The 25,089-nt window shown below is 41.1% G+C and carries 20 protein-coding genes and 3 tRNA genes; 6 read left to right on the top strand and 17 right to left on the bottom strand.

Going from position 1 to position 25,089, the window contains the following annotated elements; genetic code table 11:
* Nucleotides 1-59 precede the first annotated feature (59 nt).
* Nucleotides 60-917, top strand: coding sequence for an AraC family transcriptional regulator (locus A7968_RS10010; RefSeq protein WP_064666438.1), 858 nt, complete (start codon nt 60-62; stop codon nt 915-917).
* 42 nt (nt 918-959) lie between these two features.
* Here the strand turns inward: A7968_RS10010 and A7968_RS10005 are convergent, their stop codons facing one another.
* The gene (locus A7968_RS10005) at nt 960-3,116 is read right to left on the bottom strand and encodes a TonB-dependent receptor (protein ID WP_064666437.1); all 2,157 of its coding nucleotides are present in this window, start codon (nt 3,114-3,116) and stop codon (nt 960-962) included.
* Nucleotides 3,117-3,563: 447 nt separating this feature from the next.
* Here A7968_RS10005 and A7968_RS10000 point away from each other — a divergent pair, with 447 nt between their 5' ends.
* The gene (locus tag A7968_RS10000) at nt 3,564-4,766 is read left to right on the top strand and encodes an MFS transporter (protein WP_064666436.1); all 1,203 of its coding nucleotides are present in this window, start codon (nt 3,564-3,566) and stop codon (nt 4,764-4,766) included.
* 44 nt (nt 4,767-4,810) lie between these two features.
* Here A7968_RS10000 and A7968_RS09995 read toward each other — a convergent pair whose 3' ends face one another.
* Together A7968_RS09995 and A7968_RS09990 are read right to left on the bottom strand one after the other, a co-directional pair.
* Nucleotides 4,811-5,008 (bottom strand): helix-turn-helix transcriptional regulator, encoded by a 198-nt coding sequence (locus A7968_RS09995; RefSeq protein WP_064666435.1) that lies wholly within the window; start codon nt 5,006-5,008, stop codon nt 4,811-4,813.
* Complete coding sequence (locus A7968_RS09990) at nt 5,005-5,439, bottom strand: hypothetical protein (RefSeq protein ID WP_064666434.1); 435 nt, start codon at nt 5,437-5,439, stop codon at nt 5,005-5,007. The genes A7968_RS09995 and A7968_RS09990 overlap by 4 nt, the downstream gene beginning before the upstream one ends.
* Before the next feature lie 230 nt (nt 5,440-5,669).
* Between A7968_RS09990 and A7968_RS09985 the strand changes: the two genes are divergently transcribed.
* Together A7968_RS09985 and A7968_RS09980 are read left to right on the top strand one after the other, a co-directional pair.
* Nucleotides 5,670-8,924, top strand: a complete 3,255-nt coding sequence (locus tag A7968_RS09985) for a winged helix-turn-helix domain-containing protein (protein WP_064666433.1) — start codon at nt 5,670-5,672, stop codon at nt 8,922-8,924.
* 22 nt (nt 8,925-8,946) lie between these two features.
* Nucleotides 8,947-9,321, top strand: a complete 375-nt coding sequence (locus A7968_RS09980; RefSeq protein ID WP_064666432.1) for a DP-EP family protein — start codon at nt 8,947-8,949, stop codon at nt 9,319-9,321.
* Nucleotides 9,322-9,448: 127 nt separating this feature from the next.
* Here the strand turns inward: A7968_RS09980 and A7968_RS23150 are convergent, their stop codons facing one another.
* The gene (locus tag A7968_RS23150) at nt 9,449-9,667 is read right to left on the bottom strand and encodes a hypothetical protein (protein ID WP_157586714.1); all 219 of its coding nucleotides are present in this window, start codon (nt 9,665-9,667) and stop codon (nt 9,449-9,451) included.
* Between the two features lie 146 nt (nt 9,668-9,813).
* Between A7968_RS23150 and A7968_RS09975 the strand changes: the two genes are divergently transcribed.
* Entirely contained in the window at nt 9,814-10,809 is a 996-nt protein-coding gene (locus A7968_RS09975; RefSeq protein ID WP_064666431.1) for a GGDEF domain-containing protein, read from the top strand.
* Nucleotides 10,810-10,953: 144 nt separating this feature from the next.
* A complete protein-coding gene (locus tag A7968_RS09970) occupies nt 10,954-13,473 on the top strand; it encodes a TonB-dependent receptor plug domain-containing protein (RefSeq protein WP_064666430.1) in 2,520 nt (839 codons plus the stop codon).
* A gap of 38 nt (nt 13,474-13,511) precedes the next feature.
* Here A7968_RS09970 and A7968_RS09965 read toward each other — a convergent pair whose 3' ends face one another.
* From A7968_RS09965 to A7968_RS09915, 13 genes are all read right to left on the bottom strand, one after another.
* Complete coding sequence (locus A7968_RS09965) at nt 13,512-14,426, bottom strand: tetratricopeptide repeat protein (RefSeq protein WP_064666429.1); 915 nt, start codon at nt 14,424-14,426, stop codon at nt 13,512-13,514.
* 190 nt (nt 14,427-14,616) lie between these two features.
* Nucleotides 14,617-14,754, bottom strand: coding sequence for a hypothetical protein (locus A7968_RS23340; protein WP_167542972.1), 138 nt, complete (start codon nt 14,752-14,754; stop codon nt 14,617-14,619).
* A 124-nt stretch (nt 14,755-14,878) separates the two neighbouring features.
* Nucleotides 14,879-15,592 carry a hypothetical protein gene (locus A7968_RS09960; protein WP_064666428.1) on the bottom strand — a complete coding sequence of 238 codons (714 nt, stop codon included), beginning with the start codon at nt 15,590-15,592 and terminating at the stop codon, nt 14,879-14,881.
* A 33-nt stretch (nt 15,593-15,625) separates the two neighbouring features.
* Nucleotides 15,626-16,978, bottom strand: a complete 1,353-nt coding sequence (locus A7968_RS09955) for a magnesium transporter (protein WP_064666427.1) — start codon at nt 16,976-16,978, stop codon at nt 15,626-15,628.
* A 114-nt stretch (nt 16,979-17,092) separates the two neighbouring features.
* The gene (locus tag A7968_RS09950) at nt 17,093-20,176 is read right to left on the bottom strand and encodes an efflux RND transporter permease subunit (protein WP_064666426.1); all 3,084 of its coding nucleotides are present in this window, start codon (nt 20,174-20,176) and stop codon (nt 17,093-17,095) included.
* Nucleotides 20,173-21,474, bottom strand: coding sequence for an efflux RND transporter periplasmic adaptor subunit (locus tag A7968_RS09945; RefSeq protein WP_064666425.1), 1,302 nt, complete (start codon nt 21,472-21,474; stop codon nt 20,173-20,175). Before A7968_RS09945 ends, A7968_RS09950 begins: the two co-directional genes overlap by 4 nt.
* Nucleotides 21,475-21,476: 2 nt before the next feature.
* Nucleotides 21,477-22,877: a TolC family protein gene (locus A7968_RS09940; protein ID WP_064666424.1), complete on the bottom strand. Its 1,401-nt coding sequence runs from the start codon at nt 22,875-22,877 to the stop codon at nt 21,477-21,479.
* A gap of 79 nt (nt 22,878-22,956) precedes the next feature.
* Nucleotides 22,957-23,319: a hypothetical protein gene (locus tag A7968_RS23145; RefSeq protein WP_157586712.1), complete on the bottom strand. Its 363-nt coding sequence runs from the start codon at nt 23,317-23,319 to the stop codon at nt 22,957-22,959.
* Between the two features lie 99 nt (nt 23,320-23,418).
* Entirely contained in the window at nt 23,419-23,700 is a 282-nt protein-coding gene (locus tag A7968_RS09935) for a hypothetical protein (protein ID WP_064666423.1), read from the bottom strand.
* A gap of 19 nt (nt 23,701-23,719) precedes the next feature.
* Nucleotides 23,720-24,256: a hypothetical protein gene (locus A7968_RS09930; protein ID WP_064666422.1), complete on the bottom strand. Its 537-nt coding sequence runs from the start codon at nt 24,254-24,256 to the stop codon at nt 23,720-23,722.
* A 334-nt stretch (nt 24,257-24,590) separates the two neighbouring features.
* Nucleotides 24,591-24,666: transfer RNA gene (locus A7968_RS09925), tRNA-Phe, on the bottom strand.
* A gap of 53 nt (nt 24,667-24,719) precedes the next feature.
* A tRNA-Thr gene (locus A7968_RS09920) sits at nt 24,720-24,795 on the bottom strand.
* 195 nt (nt 24,796-24,990) lie between these two features.
* Nucleotides 24,991-25,066, bottom strand: a tRNA-Phe gene (locus A7968_RS09915).
* Between the last annotated feature and the right edge of the window lie 23 nt (nt 25,067-25,089).

Raw genomic sequence — 25,089 nt, 5'->3', positions numbered from 1 at the left:
GCAGACATCCTTTTACTTTGTCACACTAACGCCACTTCTGAATAAAGCAACGAGTCGCAATGAAAAACATGCACCTACAACGCATCCATCATGTTTGTAAGTATATAAACCAACATATTGATGAACCACTTACATTAGATAGTTTAAGTGCGGTTGCCTGTTGTTCTAAATTTCATTTTCATCGTTTATTTATCTCGATAACGGGGATAAGCGTTACTAAATACACGCAATTTGCTCGCTTAAAGCGCGCCTCTTATCGGCTTGCTTTTGAACACCATAAACGCATCACTGATATTGCATTAGAGGCAAGCTTTGAAAGTCCTGAAGCTTTTAGTCGTGCTTTCAAACGTGTTTTTGCTCAATCCCCAAGCCAATTCAGAAGCTCGCCAGACTGGCCGCATTGGCATGCTCAGTTTGATTTTAAAATACCTGAATTAAAGGTAAGTACTATGAAAATAGAAATTGTTCACTTTGCACCGCAAGCTGTTGCGTTGCTTACCCACAACGGTTCGGCCACTAAGCTTATGGAAACAGCCACACAGTTTATTAAATGGCGAAAAGAGTCAGGCCTATCACCGGTAAAAACCAGTAATACTTATGGCATTCCTTATAGTGATCCTGCTGCCTGCGAAGACAACGATTTTCGCTTTGACTTCGCAGGCAGCGTCAAACAGCCAATTAGCGATAACCAATACGGCGTAAAAAATGGTGAGATCCCGGCAGGTCGCTGCGCGGTAGTTAGACACTTTGGCAGTCATGACACTATCAGCGACACGGTTTATTACCTATACCGTCAGTGGTTGCCAAGTAGCACTGAAGAAGTCAGAGATTTTCCGTGCTTTTTTCATTATTTAAATCTTATTCATGAAGTGGATGAGTGCGATTTAATAACTGACATTTACTTGCCGTTAAAATAAAAATAAAGCCATGACGCTCACTTGTCATGGCTTCTAGATTTATTAAAACGCATAGCTGATACCGGCATTAACCGATCGCCCTTGTCCTGCTAATTGGCTGAAGCCTTGGCTCATATCTGTTTTAAAATCAGCAATACTGACTCCGCCTAACGGCTGTTGATAGTACTGATCAAGTAAGTTAGTAATTGCCAACCTAATGGTTAGCTTATCCCATGTCGCCTTGGTTGCTAAATTCACTAAGCTATAACTGTCGGTTTGGTTTTCTAAACGACGTGGATCAACACGCGTTTTGCTATCGACCCACTGCCAACTTAATGAGTTTTGCCATTTACCGAGTTGTTGCTCAAGAGCTACTTTGCTGTGCAGTGGCATTATTTGATATAACGGATCATCACTGTCATCACGCTCACCACGGGTGCTAGTAAGCGCGGCGGTTAAATCCCATGTACCTGCAGTTTTACTATCAACAACACGCATAATACCTTCAAGTTTTGCACCGTAAAGTGTGGCATCTAAATTGGTAAATTGCAGAGTATTACGCTTAGTTAATACCATATCTGTGCGGTTAGTGCTGCCAACAACAGTAACATCAATATAATCATTTACTTTTGTGTACCACGCATTGCCAGTAAGTTGCCATGTACCGTCTTGTGCTGATTTAGTATAAGTAGTACTGAGGGTATGCGCGGTTTCAGGGTCTAAATCAGGATTACCAATATAACCGTTACCATCACCAAACCAACCGATCATACTGGTCGACATGCTGCTGACACCCCAGCTATAACGTTCATATAAATTAGGCGCGCGATTTTTACGTGCTAAGCCAAATTGTAGTTCATCTTCGTTACTAATTTGATAGCGTAACAATAGGCTAGCATCCACCAGCGTGTTACTGCGCGCGCGATCCATGACATTAAATTCTTTTGCCGCATCTTGGTTTGGATCGGCCATATTCATTCTTGGCATATTTCCCATACCTGACATGCTATTCATGCCATCGCCCATGGTCATGTCTGAATATGGCTGCACTTCGCCTGCATTAGTTTGCACATATTCAATACGCGTACCAGCAGAGACCCACCACTTTTTATTTAGCTGCTTTTGCAGCTCAACAAAACCGGTGTAGCGGTCGCGTTCACCGTCATTAATATTTACATAGTCGTTAGGCCCCATCATCATTGAGCCTTCGATAGCCGGCCACCAGTCATCAATACGATAGCCATAGCATTCTTGGCCGAGCAGTAATGTCGTGTCAGCATCAAGATTTAAACGCCAATTTAATTGATAACTGAAATCTTGTGCATCAGTATTCATTGGCATCATGCCGGTTTTTTCATCAGTGAAAAAACCCATTTCGTGCTTTACATCGTTATAGTTAACTTGGGCTTGAAACTCTCCACTGTCGACTGTGCGTTTATATTGGGCGATCAAACCGTAACTGGTGTTATCAGTCATATCCATATATTGATTAGGAAAGCCCTGAAACGGTATTTTTTGACGGGTTAATTTAACCACTAGCTGCTGTTTATCATCTCGCAGTGCAGCCGTTAGTGCATGATTTTGTAAGCGATAAAGTGTATCTAGCACTAAATCACCGTTACCATCTTCATAGCTATCCGCATCTTCAAATGAACCTTGATAATTTAAGCTAAACGTATCACTGGCTAAACGCGCCCCAACACCTACCGCTTGGGCATTATTGGTACTGCGATATTGTGCTGATAGGTAGCCTGAATGCCAGCTAAGCGTATCATTTTCACCATATTGCGGAGCAATAGTATTTACTTGAATGACGCCTGCAATGTTATCGCCACCAGCGCTTACTGGTGAAACTCCTGCAACCACTTGATAAGAGGATACCTGATTAGCTGAAATATACGACAAAGGCGGATTCATCTGATTGCCACAGGCCGCGGTAATATCTGCACCATCGACCAGTACTTTAACTCTATCGCCCATCATGCCATTTAATATAGGTAAACTAGAGACGCCACCTGCCGCAGAAAAATCGACCCCCAACTCAGTTAAAAGCTGTTCAGCAGAACCTAAATTTGCATGACTGTTAACGTTTTGGCCTTGAACTTCAATCACTTCAATTGAATCATCAGCAAGTACATAAGGAGAGACTAAACTCGCTATGCAAAGTGCTAACGGAGAAAGTGCATAACGTGAATTGATAACTGAATTGTGGTTGCTCATTTTATTCTTTAATTACAACAGGTTTAAGATGAGCAAAGTATATAACTTGACGACAGCACTGAACACGCGACAAATTGTCGCACCCCAAGCCCTTACTCGATGTTTATTGCCCTTATCTTAAATACGCTTATAACTTTTAAGAGGCTGTTAAAACACTAAAAACACAAAATAGCCACGACCACTGCAAATTTATTTTTCATCAGCATATCGCTTAATAACCAAAGTGTTCATATCAAGTCATTGAAAATTAGAACGTTCCTATTCAGCCAAAAACGCTGCAAGCTAAAATTGTATTTTCTGCCCTAAATACACTGCTTTTAGTGCAAGACGCTGACTTATTTTTATCATACAATTGCGGTTTAATTCATTCTTCAAAATTGCAGTTTCCTGCTTTTTATTAAATAAATCATTCATATTTTGTCGTCAGTCTTTTTACAAGGGTTATCTATGTCACCTGAACCTAGCGTCGTGAACAATACGCTAAGCACTACCGCTATTTTGTTAGTACTTGCACTGGGTACTTTTATTTTAGGATTATCGGAATTTTCGATGATGCCGATGCTGCCATTGTTCAGCGAAACATTTGCCTCAACACCAGCACAAAGCGGTTATACCATTAGCGCCTATGCGATTGGCGTGGTGATCGGTGCACCGTTTTTTATGATCACCACAGCAAACATGCGCAAGCGTAATGCTTTGCTATTATTTGTGTCGATGATGTTTATATTTAACGGCTTAAGCGCCTTTGCTAATTCGTTAGAGCAGCTTATATTATTTCGCTTTTTAAGTGGTTTACCCCACGGCGCTTATTTTGCTGTTGCCATTTTATTAGCTGCAGATATAGCACCTGCCAATAAACGCGCCAGCTTTATGTCTAAAGTATTTATGGGACTTACCATAGCAACGATTGTTGGTGTGCCTATGGTCACCTTAATAGGACAAAACTTTAGTTGGCGTTATTGTTTAGCAGGCACCGCAGTGCTAGCACTGGTTGCACTAATTCTCATTGTGAAATATATCCCTAATACAAAAAATGCAGCTACCTCGTCGTTATTAAGTGAATTAAGCGTATTAAAAAATAAGCTGGTTTGGTCAATCTTAGGCATCATTATTGTTGGCTTTGGTGGCGTGTTTTGTATTTATACCTATATTGCCGATACCATTTTAGTGATCACCCACACACCGGCTTATACCATCTCAATTGCGATGGTTATGTTCGGCATTGGTTGTACGCTAGGAAACTACGTTTTAGGTAAAGCTGCCGATCATGCACCGCTTAAAACCACGGGTATAGCACTTATTGGCGCAGTGATTTTTGCTGCAACTTATGTAATGGCAAGCCATAACATTTGGCTACTTTATGCGGTTATATTTTTTATCGGCTTTAGTGTCGGACTTGGCACCGTTATCCAAACTATGTTGATGGACGTATCTCCACATGGCCATGCAATGATTGGCGCACTTGTGCAATGCGCATTCAATACTGCAAATGCAATAGGCCCTTGGGTTGGTGGCTTAGCGATTGCACAAGGCGCGCAACCGAATCAAACCGGCTATGTCGCCGCAATCTTATTTGCTGGTGGATTTATTATGTGGTTACTGAGTGCATTGCAAATGGGTAAACAAAAAGCTCAACTAGTTGCCCCATAAACAGCACTATACTCTGCGTACTTTAAGCACGCAGAGTATAGACTTTATAGCTCTTCATCTTGAAAGATATCTTCAATTTTTAATTTAAATAACCGAGCGGCTTTAAACGCTAAAGGTAAGCTAGGATCAAACTTGCCTTTTTCAATGGCATTCACCGTTTGCCTTGATACATCAAGTAGCTCAGCTAATTTTGCCTGAGTTAGGTTATGCTCCGCGCGCAGTACTTTAAGGCGGTTTTTCATTCTTCGTCCTCAGCGCCAAGTTGTTTATTCATCACTACGACACACACTAAATAAGTTATCCCCATAAACATCATTAAATGAGAAATCCCTTGTCGCAGCGAAACTACCCCGCTCGTTTGTAATACCGAGTATGCTAAACCAAATACTAAACTCCCTCCTAAGGTAATTGCCATTGCATTTAAATGTAACCGTTGCAGCAATTCATCTAAGCCAGCTAAATGACGTTTATTTGCCAAAATCATCATGATACCCGCACTAATATTGATCATAACCGCCACTATACTAAGTAGCGTATTCTGCTCGCCCCACAGCAATAATGGCCCGAATGACGCAAGCGCCAGAGTTAAAACCCATGCCAAAGTCCACTTTGCTAAATGCACTGTGTTTAGTTTATTGCGTTGTTTGAATGTTAATCCTGTTTGTTGTTTCATGCTCTCGCCTTTTTAGTCAAGTAAACTTGACTAAGTATTATTGAGGCCCACATCAAAGTCAAGCAAACTTTACATAAAGTAACGTAAATAAGACACCTCTCGTACTGTAACTGTTTAATGAAGCTTTTTAACATTTAACTCAGAATATTGTATTAATTTATTGCTTGCAGTAGGATAAAAAAACCTGTTGAAGTAATCTCAATTTTAAAAATAACAATGATGAGCCCTGCATGAGTAAACCTGTTTTCTTTGTCGGTGAATGGCAAGTAACACCTGCCACCAATAGCTTACTACGAGGCGCGCAAGTCAAACAACTTGAGCCAAAAGCGATGGATGTTTTATTGTTATTATGCGAAAAACAAGGAGAGTTAGTTAGCAGTGAAGAGATCATTAATCACTGCTGGCCCACTGTTGCAGTGGGAGATAACCCCTTACACAAAGTCATTACGCAATTACGTAAAGTCTTTGATGACAAAGCCAATGATCCGCAATACATAGAGACAATCCGCAAACGTGGCTACCGCGTTATTGCCAAGATAGATTTCCCATTAAATGAAGAACAAAAAGCAAGCCACACAAAATGGCAAGGCAGTTCACCTTTTGTTGGCTTAAGCGCGTTCACCCCCAATGAAGCAGATGTATTTTTTGGCCGAACCAAACAAATAAACACCTTACTACAACGAGTATCGGCGCAAATAAATTATGGCCGTGCTTTTAGCTTATTACTTGGCTCTAGCGGCTCGGGTAAGTCATCCTTGATCAATGCAGGTATATTGCCGGCATTAATGAGTGAGTCGGGCTTTGATGGCTTTCGGGTCGAGTCATACTGCCAACTTGATTTTGCTGATATAAGTAAAAATCGGCTATTACTCGATTTAGCCTCTACCCTGCTTGATTTAGAAATCAACGACGCCCCTGTTTTCACCGACCTGAGTGCCGATACCTTAAGCGAGTTATTACAAAACGCGCCTGAGCAAGTCATTGAGTTCAGCCAAACAGCTTTAAGCCAACAGCAAAGCAGCCACGTTAAACCGTATTTATTTTTATTTATCGACCGGTTAGAAGTATTACTTTCATCGCCAGTATTTAGTGAGCAAGAGCGCAGTCACTTTTTAACGATTATAGAATTATTGGCCACCAGTAATTGCATGATTATTTTTAGCGCCTGTCGTAATGACTTTTACCCGCAAGTGGTCAATCAACCAAGTTTAATGGCTGGTAAAGCCAATGGCGCCCATTTTGACTTATTGCCGCCAACGCGCGCTGAATTAAAGCAAATGATCCGCTTACCAGCCTTAGCCGCGGGGCTTAGTTGGCAGCTTGATCCTGAGCATCAAACCCCACTGGATGAAATTCTCTGTAACGACACCGCCAATAACCCCGATGCCCTGCCAATGTTGCAATACACTTTGCAACAACTGTACTTACAACGCAGCGAAAACGATGAGCTATTAGTCTCTGAATATCAAGCATTGGGCGGTATTGAAGGCGCGATTGGCCAAAAAGCTGAGCAAGTATTTACACAACTGCCCAAGCAACAACAAGCCCAGCTGAGCTTGGTATTATCAAAGCTCATTACCCTGCACGCTGATGGTGAAACCCTCACCAGCCGCGCAGCACGTTGGGATGAACTCACCGACCCTGCACAAACACAGCTGGCACAAGCGATGGTTGAAAGCCGTTTATTTGTATCGCACCTTAAAAATGAGCAAGCCTGTTTTAGTTTGGCCCATGAGGCGCTGCTGCGTCATTGGCAACGCGCCATAAACTGGATAAACCAACATCAACAAAGTTTAGCTATTAAAAGCCGTTTGCAAATTGCCACCGAACGTTGGTTAAACGAGCAAAAGCACAGCGACCTTTTATTAGCCCAAGGTAAACCACTGCAAGAAGCGCAAAGCCTTGTAAATAATCCGATGTTTAGCTTAAGCGCTGCTGAGCTGAGTTTAATTAAAGCATCAAACCGCCGGGCAAAGCGTAAAAAGCGCGTGTTACAAGCCACTGCGGTTGCCCTTGTCTTACTCAGTTTTATTGCCAGTTTTATGGGCGTGCGCAGTTACCACGCCGAGCAAATCGCGCAGCAAAAACGACTCGAAGCCGAAAGCCTACTTGGCTTTATGGTGGGGGAATTTGCCGATAAACTGCGTAGCGTTAAACGTATGGATTTGCTGGATGGCATAAGCAATAAAGCGCTGGAATACTTTACCAATCAAGCTGATGAGGGCAACTCTCTCTTTAGCTTTACAGACCAAAAAGCCGAATTTAACAACCGCTTTCAGTACGCACAAACTCTTGAGGCTATGGGGGAAGTGGCCTATTCCCGCGGCAAAACCAGTGAAGCCTATACCGCGTTTGAAAACGCCCGCACTCGCCTTGAGGCACTTTTAAAAATACAGCCTAATAATTTAGAGCTGCTAACGCTTGCTGGTGCCAATGCCTTTTGGTTAGGCCAGCTAAGTTATGATAAAAATGATTACGCTGCCACTGAGCCAATGTTTAAAAAATACCACGCTTATAGCGAAAAAATGCACTCCCTAGCACCCAATGATTTTAACTCTATTATGGAGTTATCGTATTCACATAACTCATTGGGGTCTTTGTATTTAAAGCAATTTAACTACACTGCCGCGAAACAAAACTTCACAGAGTCGCTTACTCTTAAAAACAAAGCACTTGAGCTTAAACCCAGCAATAAAAACTTATTACGTGATAAAGCAGACACAATTAGCTGGCTTGCAAAAACCGAAGAAAGGTTAGGTAACTTTAATGCCGCGCTAAACATGTATGCAAATGCCTCAAGTGAATTGTCAAATATGCTATTGGAATACCCAGCTGATGCAAGTTTATTATCTGATTTAGCAAACACTTTTATACAGCAAAGCTACCTTTTTAGTTATCTACCGAATAAACAAACCGCCTACAATTATGCTAAACAAGCGACTAACACAATTAATAATGCTCAATTACAAGATCCAAAAAGTAAAGAATTTCAACGTGCTTATTATCGCTTTTTAGCCCACCAGCTAACACTTTCAGTAGACAAAAAAATTGATAACCGAGTTAAGGATATTATCAACTTTTTGCAAATTCAAGGCTTTATAAATAACCTCACAATTAATACTCAATTGAGCCTTATACAGTACTTTATTGATAGACAGTCACCAAACGAAGCGCATGAGTTATTAACGGCACTCGATAATAACGACGACTATAAACAGTACATAGCTAAGCAAATGAAGACTGGAGATTACGTAACTCTAACAAATATAAATCTACTTAAAGCTAAATTAGCTGCAACAAGTTTACAACGAGAACCGTTTTGCTTAAATGCGTTTAAAACAATTACTCAAACAGTAAAAATAAACCAAAGCGTCCACATAACGTACCCGCTGGTACAGGCGTACACTTGCTTAAATCGAGCAAACGAAATACCAGAAATAAAAGCAAGCCTAGTAAAACTAGGTATTACAAACTTTAAACTATAACCATAAATACAAAGGAAATAATATGAATAACACCCAAGAGCACATTAACTTTACTGTCAATATTGAACTAGACAGTAGCAACAACGCCAATTTTACATACTTTAGAGATAACAAAGAAGTTACTGGCGGTGGCGTTGTCAGAACTGAAACCGCAGGTATTTATAGCTTAAATGAAGCAACACTTGCTAAAGGTTTTTTATTCACCGGAGCCACTATCACCGACAAAGAAGGCAGCTGTGCCAACGATTTTACAACAGAAGTCAATGATAATGGCCAATCAATCACCGTTACAGACACCGATGAAAACCTTGGCACTGCGTGTTTAATATTTAATGTTGAGTGCAATGGTAAAGCCTATGAAAGCGCCGACCCGCAAATTAAAAATATAGAAAAATAACTATTAACAACATTTGATTTTACTTTCCAAATTGCACAGGGCTAATTTACTCCTGTGCAATTTTTTATAAACCAGACACCTTAACGCCACTCATTACTAAATAACGTTATATAGGGAAGAACTTCTTTTACCAACCTGGCAACACGTTATGACTTGCAGCTAAAACACCACGTAGGCGATATTGTTGTAACAACTGCCGTTGATGATCTTCAGCAACGAGTGCAACAGCCAACAGTAAAACAAGCAAGGTTTGACCTGCGTGAGTTAGGCTTAAGCGCCGACCTGCAAGTTGAAAATAACAAAAAACCTCACTAAAACAGGCTAAGAACGCCTGAACACTTTGCACAGGTTAGTTAAAACCTGTGTAAATTAAAAAATAAAACAATAAAAATCAGCACTTTAAAACCAGAAGGTTACCAGAAGGTTTATTTGCACTTTTTTAAGTAAATTTATAGACACCAAAAACGTATACGAAAGCGTAAAGGAATAATCGTGTCTAAGCAAACAACCAACAATAACCAAATACTTAGTGCCATTAAACAGTCAGTAACGACTGGTAAAAGCCTTTCAACTTGCCTTTCTCACTTACAGTTTGGTGCTTTAATTGAATTATTCAACGGCACCAGTGAAGGTATTTTTATCATCGATGAACAAGGTACGTTTGAGTTTGTTAATCCGATGGCGGCACAATTTTTAGGTGACTCTCAGCAGTCATTGATTGGGCAAAGCTTGCTACAGTTTTTACACGAAGCTGATCGCGACAAATACATGTATACGCTACTAAACTGGTTAGATATAAAAGATACTCGCCTTAACTTTGGTCCTAATGAAGTAAAAATAAATAAAGCGGATGGCAATATACTGGAAGCCGATTTATCTATTTCTAATATGCCAGCAAGTATTGCGTCTGCACAAAAACTTTATGTATGCATACTGCATGATTTAAGTATTCACAAAGCGACATATAACAAATTAAAAGTACAAGCATCTACAGATCATTTAACTGGGCTTGCTAATCGTTTCACATTGGATGAATCATTAAATAAATACTGGTCAGAAAGCATTCAAAGCCACCAGCCATTGAGTAGTATACTCATTGATGTTGATCACTTTAAAAAGTTTAATGATACCTATGGTCATATTAAAGGCGATAAATGTTTGCAAAAAATAGCTAAAGTGATTTTACAATGTATACCCTCAAGAGATTGTTTAGCCGCTCGCTATGGCGGTGAAGAATTTGCGGTTATATTACCGCGTTGTAATCGTGACAGTGCCAGCGTTGTTGCTAAACATATTCAACAACAAATTAATGCCATGACATTTACAGATATTGGCTTACCGCCAGAAGTTAAGATTAGTGTTAGCCAAGGTATTGCCTGTGAATTTAATAATCAATATCGTACTTGTGAAGCACTTATATGCGCAGCTGATACGGCACTATACAGAGCAAAAACTGATGGCAGAAATAAAATCAGTGTAAGCGCATAAGTACAAATAAACACTTTACTAACAAGGCTCCACCAATATTAACAAATACCTTTAATTACACATATACTATACTTTAATGTTATTTGTTTGTTCCCATTACGCTTTATACACTGTGCAGCGTATGACAACAACACGGGATCAACAATGAAACTATTTAACAAACTACCCTTGCAACTTGCTATCGCAAGTACATTGGCTACCTCAGTGACTGCAATCGCTGTTGAGCAAAATGCTGTAAATACAGCAAAAGACATCGAAGTAATTTCCGTTACCGGAACCAGACGCAGTTTACGTAGTATCGCCCAAAGCACAGTCCCTGTTGATTTATTAACAAGCCGCGACTTAGCCACCACCGGCCAGCTTGAAATAAGCCAAGTGCTTGCGGCGCAATTACCCAGCTTTAACTACCCAAGTGCCACGCTTGCTGATGGAACAGATCATGCTAAGCCTGCGGTATTGAGAGGCCTAGCACCCGATCACACCTTAGTACTGGTAAACGGTAAGCGCCGTCACTCTGGTGCATTATTAAATTTAGGCGGCACAGTGGGCCGCGGCTCTACCGCCGTTGATTTAAATAATATTCCTACCTCTGCAATTAAACGTGTTGAAGTACTGCGTGACGGTGCAGCTGCACAATATGGCTCTGACGCTATTGCTGGAGTGATCAACATCATCCTTAAAGATGCCGATGACGGTGGTACAGTTAGCTACACCTATGGTGAGTACCAAACACAAATGGCCGGCTCGCCGCAATTACTCAGCACCACAGCTGATGACTCTGGTAATCTAAGCTTTGCTAAAGGCAGTGACCGTAAATTAAACGACGGTATTTCACGCACAGCCAGCGCGAATGCCGGCTTTTCGTTTGCTGATAACGGCTTTTTAAATATTTCGATTGAATCACGTAATAATGAACCAACCAATCGCTCAGGTATTGATGAACGCGAACAATATAACCGCGATGTGAATGGCGCGTTAGACTCACGCGAGTTTGACTTTGACCGTTACAATCACCGCTTTGGTAAAGCAGATATTGAAGACATTGCAGTGTTTTATAACCTAGGTTATGACTTTAATGACACGCTAGCACTTTACTCATTTGCCAGCTATTCAAATCGTAAAGGTAACTCTGGCGGCTTTTATCGTCGTGCGAAAGATTCGCGTAATTTAACCGAAGTTTACCCCGATGGCTTTTTGCCACAAATAGACACGGATGTAGATGACTACTCGTTTGCACTTGGCCTCAATGGCGAAACTAACGACTGGACATGGGATATCAGCACAAACTACGGGCTGAATGATTTTGGTCTAGGTGTTAGTAATAGCTTAAACACCTCTATGGGTATAGACAGCCCGACTGAGTTTGATAACGGTTCACTCGTTTACGAACAATACCTAGTAAACATGGATGCAAGCAACAGTTTTGACTTTGGCTTACCTGATGATGTGTTTGTGACTGTTGGCGCTGAATATCGCCATGAGAACTATCAAATCAAAGCCGGTGAAGAAGCTTCTTACATCACTGTACTTGATGAAAATGGTGTTCCTGTTGCAGCAGGCGGCGCACAAGTATTAGCGGGATTTTCACCGGACAGTGCGACCGATAAAAGCCGCCACAATGTAGCGTTATTTGCTGAGTTTGACACGTATTTAACTGAAGATTGGAATGTGGTTCTTGCTGGGCGTTTTGAAGATTACAGTGACTTTGGCAGCACTTTTACCGCAAAACTTGCGTCTCGCTTGAGTATTAACGAGTCATTATCGTTACGCGGCGCTATTAGCAGCGGTTTTAGAGCCCCTTCGCTTGCGCAAACTTCATATAAATCAGTCAGTACAGTATTTGAAAACGGCGTACCTAGTGAAGTTGGCTTATTCCCTGTGGATGAACCTGCAGCACAAGCGTTGGGCGCTCGTGAGCTTGATGCGGAAGAGTCAGTAAATATGACGGCAGGCTTTATCTTTACTGAAGGTAACTTTAGCCTAACGCTTGATGCCTATCGTATTGAAATTGATGACCGCATTGTATTATCTGAAAACCTGCAAGGGCCCGAAGTTGAGGCTATTTTAGTTCAAGCTGGCGAGCTTAATACCCAAAGTGTGCGTTACTTTACCAATGCCATTGATTCTCGTACTCAAGGTGTCGATATCGTTGCGACCTATTCATTAGGCTTACAAAGCTATGGTGATTTACGCTTAAGCGCTGCCGTTAATTTTAACGACACTGAAGTTACTAATGTCAAAGAAAACCCGCCAGAGCTTGAAGCGCTAGGTGGTGATTACCAGTATTTTGCGCGCCGTGAAATCACCCGTTTTGAAAAAGGCACACCAAATGATAAGTGGAATTTGTCAGCAACATGGGATATTGATAAATTTCAAACTACCCTACGTGCGACTCGCTATGGTGAAGTGGTTGATGCCGCTAGCACAGTAGAGGGTGATGAAGTGATTGCGGCTAAATGGATCACTGATTTAGAAGTGGCGTATCGTCCAACTGAGCAATGGAAACTGGCTTTAGGAGCTAACAACTTATTTGACCAATACCCGCAAGATACCGTGAGCAACATAGGTTATAGCGATTTTAATCAGATATTTACCTACAGTTCCTTTACACCATATAGCCTAGATGGCCGTTTTATCTATGGTAATATAACCTATAATTTTTAATAAAATGCAGCGGTGAGGGCAACGCTTTCACCGTTTATTTACAGCGCGGCTTTTAATCGTGCATAAAGCGCTTTATGGGTGTTTGATAATAATTGGCTTTCATCCACTTTTTGTAACCATGCACTTGCTTGCTGTGGTTTTTTGGCTTGCCAGCTAATTTCTGCCAATCTTAATTTATAGGTTGCTTTAAGTAAGTCATCGCTAGGAGACACCATATTACCTAACGCTGCAACGTAGTATTTATTAGCCTGTTTATACTCAGCGAGCAGTTGATAAGTGCGCGCTAAATTACCTTGCGCAATAATAATTTTGTTTTGATGTTGGGTTGGATAAATCCAGTCGAGTGCTTTCTTTCGGCTCGTTTTCGCATTTTCTAGATCACCAAGACCATGATAAACATTTGCTTTATTTGAATGTAATTCAAAGTTAAAAATGGGATCTTTACTTTTACCAAACTTTCGCTCTGCTTTTAAAAGCATTTGAAATGCGGTTTCTTTATTACCAAATACATACTGTAAATTTGCCAACTCTAGTATCCGCATTGGATCAGAAAATGACTCATACATTTGCTGTATATTATCAAATGCCTTCGTTGCGTATATTTTTGCCTGCTTGTCATTGTTGTAATAACGTAACGCTTTGGCGTAATAAAAGTAAGTTTGCACTTTAAATACTTTAGGTAAATCATCACGATCTGCAAAAGGCTCAACAATCGCTTTCAAGGTTTCAAAGTCATTCTTATCATAGTAATAATCAAATAAATAAGACTGCCCCTTATACCACTGTGTTGAATTTAGCTCCGAATCCGCTATATGTTCATTAATATAGGCTAAACATTGCTTATCTGGTTGTTGCAGGCAAAACTGTTCGTGATCACTAAAGTGCTCAGATGCAAATACACTAGCGGGACAAGCCCACATAAAAATAGTGAGTACACTAAAAATTTTGATCATAGAGTCTAAGAAAACACTTAATGCAGTAAAGACAAGCCTAGATTAAAACATATTTGCATAAAAATATTAACAAGTATTACCAAGTTAACGAAGTTTTGGTTAGGTTAGTAAAAATGTGGGACTGGGCAATTATGAATTTGCATCATAATTGCCCGAGCAATAAGAGGTGTTTTATATACGAGGGTCTAAATTAGGCAGCCTTTTTTAATGCTTTTTTTAACTTGGCAATTTTTGTTTTCTGCTTAGCGACTTTTTCTTTTCGTACGATAATTTCTTTTTTAATTGATTTTGCTTCTTTGTTTTTTGCTTTTTCTGGTTTCTTTGGCATGATGTTTCCTTGTAATTTAAATAATAACGTCTTGTGGAACAACACAGTATTACAAAAAACTATTGTAAAATAGCGCACAACCACTTCTTCATCAAAAATTCATCACACAGAAATAAAACTGCAATCAATTAAGTTGATAAGTATAGCCTACGCCTAAATTTTGATCAGAGCCATAATCACTATTTTGAGTCGCACCAAACAGCTTAACTTTTTGTTGTTTATCTATTTGATAACTTGCACCTAATGCAGCAAAGTAACCAGAGTAATCATCTGACCCCATGGAATAGGCAGCTGCGGTGATCAGTGTCCAATCCCCAGCCAGTGGCTTTAAGGCAAACGCGCCTAAATAGCCGCCATTAGTTGCATTTGGTACCAGCACCCAGCCATCGGTTGATGGCATATCAATAATTGGACATGCGTTACTATCAAGCTCACAGGCTATATCACCCTCGGTATGGCTGTAACCACCCATAGCAAAAATTTGCCAGCCCATAGGAGCAATATCAAAATAGCTCAACGGCATAAATGTGCCTACGCTATAACTGGTTTTTTCTGCTCCACGATCGAACGATTGTTTACCAAAATTAAAATTAACGATACCGATATCAAACAGCCAAGAACCACCAAATCGCCACTCTTCACTTTCAAGGCTAATGCTTGCATTTAATTTTCTGACTGCATCTAAGCTCAGTGAACCACTGACTTTAATTTCATCGGAATAACTTGCCCCAAGCTGAGTAACTACTTTGGTGGGATCTTCAGAAAGTTTATTATCCTTTGCTACAGCGCTGTAACTTGCTATTACTACTATCAGTCCTGCCGTTAATTTTATAGTCATCCTGTTTCCCTTTATTTAAAATAAACCAATTGATTAAAGTAATAATAGACTACCTAATCCTAAGAAAGTCACAAAGCCAACAATATCAGTCACTGTGGTTAAAATTACTGAGCCTGATAAGGCAGGATCGATTTTCATTTTATCTAAAATCGATGGGATCACCACCCCCGATAAAGACGCAGCTATCAAATTAAGTAAAATAGCCACGGTGATAGTTATACTGAGCATCACATCACTAAACCACACATAAGTGAGCACACCTATAACCATAGCCCATACACAACCATTTACAGCACCAACTCTAAGCTCTTTTTTGAGTAGTGCTTTGCGGTTTGAATCTGTTACCTGACCAAGTGCTAACCCCCGCACGATAACGGTAAGTGTTTGACTACCGGCAATCCCGCCCATGGAAGCCACCACAGGCATCAATACCGCCAATGCAACAACTTGCTCAATGGTGGCGCCAAACAAACCAATAAACCATGACGCTAAAAAAGCGGTCGCTAAATTAATTCCTAGCCAAATTCCACGGTTCTTAGCACTTTTACGAACGCTGGCAAATAGGTCTTCGTCTTCTCGTAAACCACCCGCTTTAGCTGCGGCTTCATCGGTTACCTCTTGGCGCAACTCGTAGGCTGAAGTGACTTTTAAACGCCCTAACAGCTTGTTATCTGCATTGACCACTGGCATAGCCATTCTTTCGCTATGGATCACCACTTCAGCCGCTTCGTATAAGTCATCATCGGCATGTAAAGAGGCAACATCATGCACTGCAAAACTCAGCAAAGTATCAGAGTCGTTAGCTTTAAATAATGCATTAACTGGCACTTCACCAATTAAAGTGCCTTTACGGCTAACTAAATAAATCACTTCACTGTACTGAGGTAAACCTTTTTGCAAGATTTTGCGAGCACCTGCAACGGTTAGCTTTTCAGATACTTTAATAGCGTCAAAATCCAACCAGTGACCTAATTGCTCTGGGTTGTATTGCTGTGCAAGCTCGTACTGCTTAGTTTGTACTTCATCCAATTGATGGCGCGCGTATTCAACAAAGCGCTCCGGAATTATCTCTTCGAGTTCTAGTAACTCTTCAACACTCACTTCATCAAGTAGCTTAAAGCCATCCGCTTCATCTAGTGATTGTAATAACCAACGACAGCTATCCGCGCCTAAATTAATAAATATTTCGTGCTGGGTGTCTTCATCTAACAACTGCCAAATATCTAAACGTTGCTCTTTTGGCAATGCTTCAAACAATAACGACAAATGCTCAGTTGAGAGAATTTCTTTAGCGTCGGCTAACAGCTTGTTTTTACGTTCTGTGGTATCGCATTGCAGAAGCTCATCGATAAGCTGTGGGAGTTGATCAATCGGGTATTCAATCATGTTGAAGCCTTTGAATTTAACTACTTTGTGATTAGTTTACCTCAGCTTGAAAAAATAGTTTGAGAAATTTTGCGTGTATTCCCCACAACCTAATAGATTGTGGAGAATAACTTTTTATTTAAACCAGCCTTGCAGGCGCTCCATCAACAAGTAGTTAACTGGCACTAGCAACAAGGTAATAAAGGTCGCAAAAATAATTCCAAAACCAAGACTCACCGCCATCGGGATCAAAAATTGCGCTTGTGTTGCCTTCTCAAACAGTAGCGGCATTAAGCCTATAAAGGTCGTTAAGCTGGTTAGCATCACAGGACGAAAACGTGATGCGCCCGCCATTTTTACCGCCTCCAGTAAATCCCCCCCTTCACTGCGTTTTTTATTAATAAAATCAACCAAAACGAGTGAATCGTTCACCACTACACCAATTAAGGCTAGCATGCCAAGTAAGCTCATAATGGTCAGTTCCATGCCCATGATCCAATGCCCTATTACCGCGCCTATCATGCCAAATGGGATCACACTCATAACGATTAATGGCTGCAAGTAGGATTTAAATGGAATTGCTAATAAGCCGTAGATAATAAAAAACACAAAAACCAATGCCCATGCAAGTGAACCAAATGACTCTCGCTGCTCTTTAGCTTCGCCTTCGAGTGAGTGACTTACACCAGGGTATTGTTGTACAAGCTCATCTAGGTAAATTTTTAAGTCAGCTTGGAGTACCGTCATATTGGTGTTTTGTTTTTCAATATCAGCGGTAACATTCAAAGTACGGTAGCGATCAATGCGATTTATCGACGAAGGACTTTGCCCTGGCACCAGCTTAGCTACATGCGATAAAGGCACAGTGCCGCCATCGGGTAGATTGATTAAAATATCTTTTAGATCCGCCACTGAGCGGCGCTCTTCGATTGGTAAACGCACCATTACTCGCACATCATCGCGGCCACGTTGAATACGCTGAGCTTGCGCTCCAAAAAATGAATTACGCACTTGTTGCGATACATCAACACGATTCAACCCCAGTGCTAGGCCTTGCTCTGTTAGCTCTATTTGTAGCTCTTCTTTGCCATCAGACATACTATCAGCAATATCAAATACCGTTGGGTATGTCGCTAACCGCGCTTTGACATGATCAGCCACTTCTTGCAATGTTGTCAGTGAGGTTGCCGTTAACTGTACGTCAATCGGATCGGAACTACGGCCAATTTCGGCTCTAAAAGTTAAGCTTTCAGCGCCAGGTATAATACCAATTAAATCGCGCCATTCGCTGGCAAGCTCGCGCGAGCCAATATCTGAGTCGCGGCTTTCAGCGGGTGTTATTTCAAAACGAACACTGCCAGAGTTAGACGCACCACCGCGCCCGCCGGTAGTAGCAAGTATATTTAAAATAACACTTTCACCCGTCTCTTCATCGCGGTACTTATCTTGTAATTGGCGAGCTTTATCCGACATATCAATGACATATTTATTAGTCACTTCAAACGGCGTACCCGTTGGTAAGGTTAAGTTAACCCGCACTGTTTCACTTGGAATACGTGGGAAGAAAATAAACTTAGTCCAGCCACTGGTGATCATAGTTAAAATGATCAAGAAAATACCAACAAACAAACTCACCGTTGCAAGTTTATGGCGTAAAGCGAGGTTTAAAATGGGCTGATAGTATTTTAAGATTGCATGCTCAAAACCATCGGCAAAACGTTGTTGGAACTTATCAAATTTTGAGGGCTCGCCTTTTTGATGACGTAATTTTATGTATTTTAAATGCGCGGGTAACACGAACTTAGACTCAATTAACGAGAATAATAGCACGGGGATCACCACCACTGGAATTTGCGCAAATAACGCGCCACGGCCACCTTCAATAAACGCCAAAGGTAAAAAGGCCGCAACTGTCGTTAATACGCCAAACGTTACCGGCGTTGCCACTTCTTGAGTACCGCGAATAGCCGCTTGTTCACCTGATTCCGCCGTTTTTAAATGGGTATAAACATTTTCACCAGTAACAATGGCATCATCAACAACAATTCCCAGAACTAAAATAAAACCAAATAAACTCATAATGTTCAGTGTTACACCAAACAATGGCATGGCTAAAAAAGCGCCCATAAACGATACTGGAATACCAATGAACACCCAGAATGCGATGGCCGGTCGTAAAAATAACGTCAGTAAAGCCAACACTAAAATGCCGCCTTGTAAGGCATTAGTGGTAAGCGTGGCAATACGACTTTTAACCAGTTCTGAATCATCATCCCAGTAACTCAGCTCAAACCCCATCGGCAGATTTGTTTGCTGGTTTTCAATGAACTCTTTAACTTCATCTGCCACAGTAATAGCGCTTTGCGGGCCAATTCGGTATACGTCAATAAACGCAGCTTGCTTACCGTTAAAGCGGGTACGCACTGGCGTTTCTTCAAAGTCATCGCTGATTTTAGCAATATCGCCTAAACGAATAATAGTGCCATCGCTTTGATGCTTTACCACTACTTGGGCAAATTCGTCTTTGCGATAAGCTTGCCCTTTAGAGCGAATGAGTACGTCGCCGCCTTCGGTTTTTAAATTCCCTGCGGAGATGTCAGAGCTAGAATTGCTAATGGCCCGCGAAATATCACTTAAACTTAAACTATATTGGCGTAACGTATCTTGGCTGACTTCAATGGCTAATTCGTAATCGCGCACGCCACTTAACTCAACCTGCGTAACACTTGGTAAACGCAGTAATTGGTCTCGAACTTGTTCGGCGTATTCACGGGTTTCTTTTTCACCATAATCACTAGCAACGGTGACCGCGATGACTTCACGCTTGCGCTCTGCAAGGGCTACAACGGGCTTTTCGGCATCAACTGGAAAAGTATTGATAGCATCGACCCGGCTTTTTATATCAGCTAATAACTCTCGCGGATCATAGCCACTTTCAACTTCAATACTAACCGAGGCGGAGCCTTCAGAGGAGCGACTTGAGATCTGTTTGATCCCTTCTAAATCTTGCACTGATTCTTCAATACGGATGGTCACCCCTTGCTCCACATCTTCAGGTGTTGAGCCACGTAATGATACGCTAACGCTAATGCGATCGGTTTCAAATGAAGGAAATACTTCAAGCGGTATTTGCGTGGTTAAACTAAATAAACCCGCAAATACAATGCTGATCAGCAATAAATTAGCTGCAACATGATTTTTGGTAAACCAAGCTATCATGGTTTATCTCCTTGCGATCTTGCTGCACGGCGTTTTTCAACTAACTGCTCAACAGTAATACCTTGTTTTTTAGCCATCTCTTCGAGCTGCTCACGACTTGGGCTCTGTTTTTTCACAGGTTCTGTCGAGGTTGCAGGTTCACCCATTACTTTAACTCGCGTACCTGAGCTCACCTGACCAAGCGGTGTGAGTACCAACTGTTCACCAGCCGTTAAACCACTGGCAATAATTCCTTGCGTCGCGTTTTGCCATGCTAAGCGAATCTCTTTACGCTTAAGTACGCCTTGCTCAACAACATACACATAGCTGCCTTGATAAATGGTGCTGTTAGGAATAACCAATACATCGTTTACCTGTTTGCCGCTGATCTGCGCTTTAATATATTGCCCTATCTTAATTGGATATTGGTTTTGCGCTGTTGCTTTGTATGGATCATTAATTTGTGCCACCACGTACAGTTGTTGGGCGCTTTCATCAATAGCTCCTTCGGTACGCGAAATTTGCCCAAGCCAACTTTGCTTGCCGACTAAGTCTGAAGTGAAATGCACCGCAGATCCGAGTGCATTTTTTTGCCCATCACGATATTGCTCTGGTAAGTTTATAAATGGCAAATCTTTATTTTTGATTGGCAGACGAATTTCCACACTATCAATGGCATAAATCGTTGCAAGCTGAGTATTATTAGACACTACTTGGCCTAGATCAACACTGCGACTGAGTACACGACCGGCATAAGGAGCTGTAATTTTAGTACGCTCTAAATCAAGTTCAGCTTTTTCAAGTTGCGCTTGAGCTGACAACACTTGTGCTTGCGCTGCAGCTAATTGTGGTTCGCGCAACACTAAGTTACTCGCTTGTGCACCATTACCTAAACGCTGCCAGTCAACCAAAGCTTGACGTCCACGCGCTTGCTCTTCTTGTAAGCCCTGTTGCGCAGTTAATAAGTTTGCTTGTGCGGCTTTTACTTCAGCGCGGTGATCCCTATCATCAAGTTGCAGTAACACATCCCCTTTTTCAAAAAAGCCCCCTTCGCGAAACTGCTCACTAACCGCAATGATTTGCCCCGATGCTTGAGCAACTAAGCCACTTTGCGTGCGTGGTTTTACGGTGCCAAAACTATCAATCATCACTTGGTATGATTGCGGTGTTAGTAACTGCACTGCCACACTAATTTGTGCTTTAGGTGGCGCTGCAAAACGATTAGCTTGCGGCGGGTTACCTTGAATAAACATAACGATTGCTGCGGTTGCTGCAATCACTACGGCTGGGATCAATATTTTTCTGGTTTTTAAGTTCATAGTTATTGCTCTGTTGATGCGTTGGTTGGCTGTGAAAAATCGCCACCAAGGGCAATATGAAGATTTATACGGTTAATAATAAGTTGGTTTTTAATTTCGATGACAGAGCTTTGTGCATCAAAAGAGCGGTCTTGTGCATCTAATACGGTGGTGTAAGTGACTAAACCACTTTGATATTGCTCAAATGATAATTGCTCTGCTGCAATAGCATTTTCTTGCGCTTTAAGCGTAGCCTGGTAGCGCTGTTGTAATGACTGCTCTTGCGAAATAGCTTGTTCAACATCATTAAATGCATCATACAAACTCGCTAAATAATTTTGCTCTTGGCTTAGCACTGCTAACCGCGCAGCTTCCTCGTTTGCTTTTAGTCTACCGGCATCGAACAGCGGCATAGAAATGCTACCAACCAACGACCATGCCAGGCTCGACGGAGAAAACAAGTCGCTTACTCGATCCGTGCTATCACCTAACGTTGCTGATAAATCTAAGCTGGGAAAACGTTGTTTATGGGCATAGGCCAAATTAGCATCGGTACTTAACAGTTGATACCAACTGGCCATTAAACTTGGTTTACGGGTGATCAATTCTGACGGTAAACCTAATGGAATAGGTTTATCTAATAATGGTAGCTCGGCCTCGACAGTTAAGGCGCCTTTTGGATAATCTCCAGTTAGCCGTTCAAGTGTTCGAATAGCTTGATTTAATGTCGCTTTTTGTCCTGCAATGCGCGAACGTTCAGTATTTAGTTCATTACGCGTTAAATACACATCTAACGCAGCATTTAAACCTTGGCGATAACCCGATTCAATAATTGCCAAATTTTGCTCAGCGTTTTTTTCACGCTGTTGATACAGTGCCAATAGCTTTTGCGCAGTGATGACATTAAACCAGCCGCTGACTACATCGCCTACTAAGCGCTGTTTACTTTGCTCAAAATTGGCTTGCTCTGCTAAAAATTCAAGGTTAGCTTGACGCTGCGCATCAGATAACTTACCCCATAGATCAATTTCGTAGCTGAGGGTTAAATTTGCCGAACTGGCATTATTGTAACTAACTGGGCGATTATCTTTGCTGCGATTCGTCCGCGTAGATAAATCCAAGCTCGGCCACAACGCCGCGCCAGTGGCAATTAGCTGCTGCTGTTTAATAGCAACATCATAACCGGACTGCAAAATTTGCTGGTTATTTGCTAATGCCTGTTCAACAAGAAAAAAAACTTGTGGGTTTTCTAGCTGCTGCAGCCAATTATCTTCAACCTTTAATGCAGACGTAGTCGCTTGTTGCCAAAGCTCTGGGGTATTTGCGATATCTTGCGCACGTTCAGTAGGATTGAGCTGATTGCTGCATGCACTGAGCAGCAACACACTCACCGCCACTAAACTCGGCTTAAGTTGCCAAATCATATAAAAACCTGAATTACTGCTATTTATGAGTGTAATTCAAGCACCAGCACAGCAATAGCTCAACTGACTTTACATAACATTACACATGCTTAAGGGAAACAGCGATGAAGCGTAGGTTTTGTGGGATTAAAGGTAAAAGGTAAAAGGTGAAAGGTGAAAGGTGAAAGGTGAAAGGTGAATTAGAAAATTCAACCGAGTACATGGCAAGCTTAACTTGTGCTAATTTTCTCTTAAAACAAAAAAGCCCCGCATTTTCATGCAGGGCTTTAATATAAATGGTGCACTGAGGCGGCAAAAAATTGTCTGGAACAATTTTTAACATCCGAAGGATGGCCCGAAGGGCAAAATACTGGGACGTATTTTGTAATCGAACCACGGACACGAGGATTTTCAACCCACACGCCAAAACAGTACCAAAGCGCTCGAAGTCAATTTCACTCACACAACAAAATACATGCTCACTCACCATTGAAGGTGATTTCAAAAATTATAGGTTTTATCTCTAATTTAAGACTTTTCATTTACTGGTATAACTAAGTCGCTACTTAATTACTTTTAAGTTTTCACGTTTACGTAATTCTTCAGCTTTTTCCATTGCCTCATTCTCAGCATCTATTTCATCATCTGTTTGAGACAAAAAATCCCAAGAACCACATAGAAACTGAGTATTTTCAGCTAAATCTGGTACATCTCTGCTTTCATCAAAATAAAACTTCGCACGCGCTTTTGACCTTGCCTCTATCCAGGCATCAAACTCAGGAGTCCCCTCTGGAGGTCTAACTTTAGATTTATTTACGTAAACTAATTTAGCTTTAGAAGTCATAATAAACACCTCCTGTCAGTTAAAGATATTTCCACAGATGTTCTGGTTCACTACCCTTACTTTTTTGATAAATAAATCCGTAAGAACGATAAAAATTGATTAACCTGTCATTTAAAGGACGCATTATTTTAATTTTATCTGCTCCAATCAAGTCTGCGAACTCTTCAAAAGCAACTATGTTTATCGCAAAAATACTTTTATCTAAAGGATAATTACAAGGGTTTTTCTCGATAACATCCAGTCTCATAGACTTCCCTGTTTTTGTGGGAAAGCCAATTGATAAACTACATAAATTATTTTCATACCAAACAGCTAGATCCAAGCGATTTGGGTGTCTAAACGCCCATTTTTTAAAGCCCTGTGCAAATGACCAGGGAAGCTCTTTTCTTAATGGTGAAGATTCCCATACCTTAGCTATTAGCAGTGCTTCATTGTCAATATTTCTGAATTTAACCTTATCCCTTATCTGTATTGGTAAATTCCTACGTGCCTGCTCTAAGGCTCTATCTCTGTATTGTTGATATTTATTTTCAGCAACATCATGCTTTAAATTCATGCAATTTTTCTTCCTTGATTTCTGTAGCTTTATGTTCCCATTTTTACTTTAAGACTGCAAATATTTATATTTATTTAACCTATTATTTAAAGCCACCATCAATTTAACTGCCAAATACACTACTTTAAATAACTATAGCACTGATAAAGTAACTGACCATAAAAGTCACCTCTGATTTAAATCTTGCCTTTAACTCATAGGTGTTTCTTTATCGCGGTTTCTGGCGTTCACAAAGTCGCCTCCGTCTGTTATGACGAAAACTAGGTGTTTTTGTAGGGAAACTATGATTTAGTAGGAAAAGGCATTTCAGATATTAGCGCTAGGCTAGAATAAATGGTGCCTCGACGCGGAATCGAACCACGGACACGAGGATTTTCAATCCTCTGCTCTACCGACTGAGCTATCGAGGCACATCAACTGTGCTGTAAAACGTACTATAAACTCGACATTTTACTTTAATAAATGGTGCCGACTAACCGAGTCGAACGGTTGACCTACTGATTACAAGTCAGTTGCTCTACCAGCTGAGCTAAGTCGGCACACTAAACTGTGTGCTAAGGCACGTTTCAATTTTAAAGATTGATAACTTTTAATAAATGGTGCACTGAGGCGGTAAAAAATTGTCAGGAACAATTTTTAACATCCGAAGGATGGCCCGCAGGGCAAAATACATGGATGTATTTTGTAATCGAACGTAGTTCGATGACGCATACAACTTAGTATCAAACAATAAATGGTGCCTCGACGCGGAATCGAACCACGGACACGAGGATTTTCAATCCTCTGCTCTACCGACTGAGCTATCGAGGCACTTAAACAGTGCTAATTAAATG

The organism is Pseudoalteromonas prydzensis, from assembly GCF_001661495.1.
In the GTDB taxonomy this organism is placed as follows: Bacteria; Pseudomonadota; Gammaproteobacteria; order Enterobacterales; family Alteromonadaceae; genus Pseudoalteromonas; species Pseudoalteromonas prydzensis.
The sequence above is the reverse complement of the archived record's forward strand: the minus strand, read 5'-3'. Positions and strand labels throughout refer to the sequence as shown.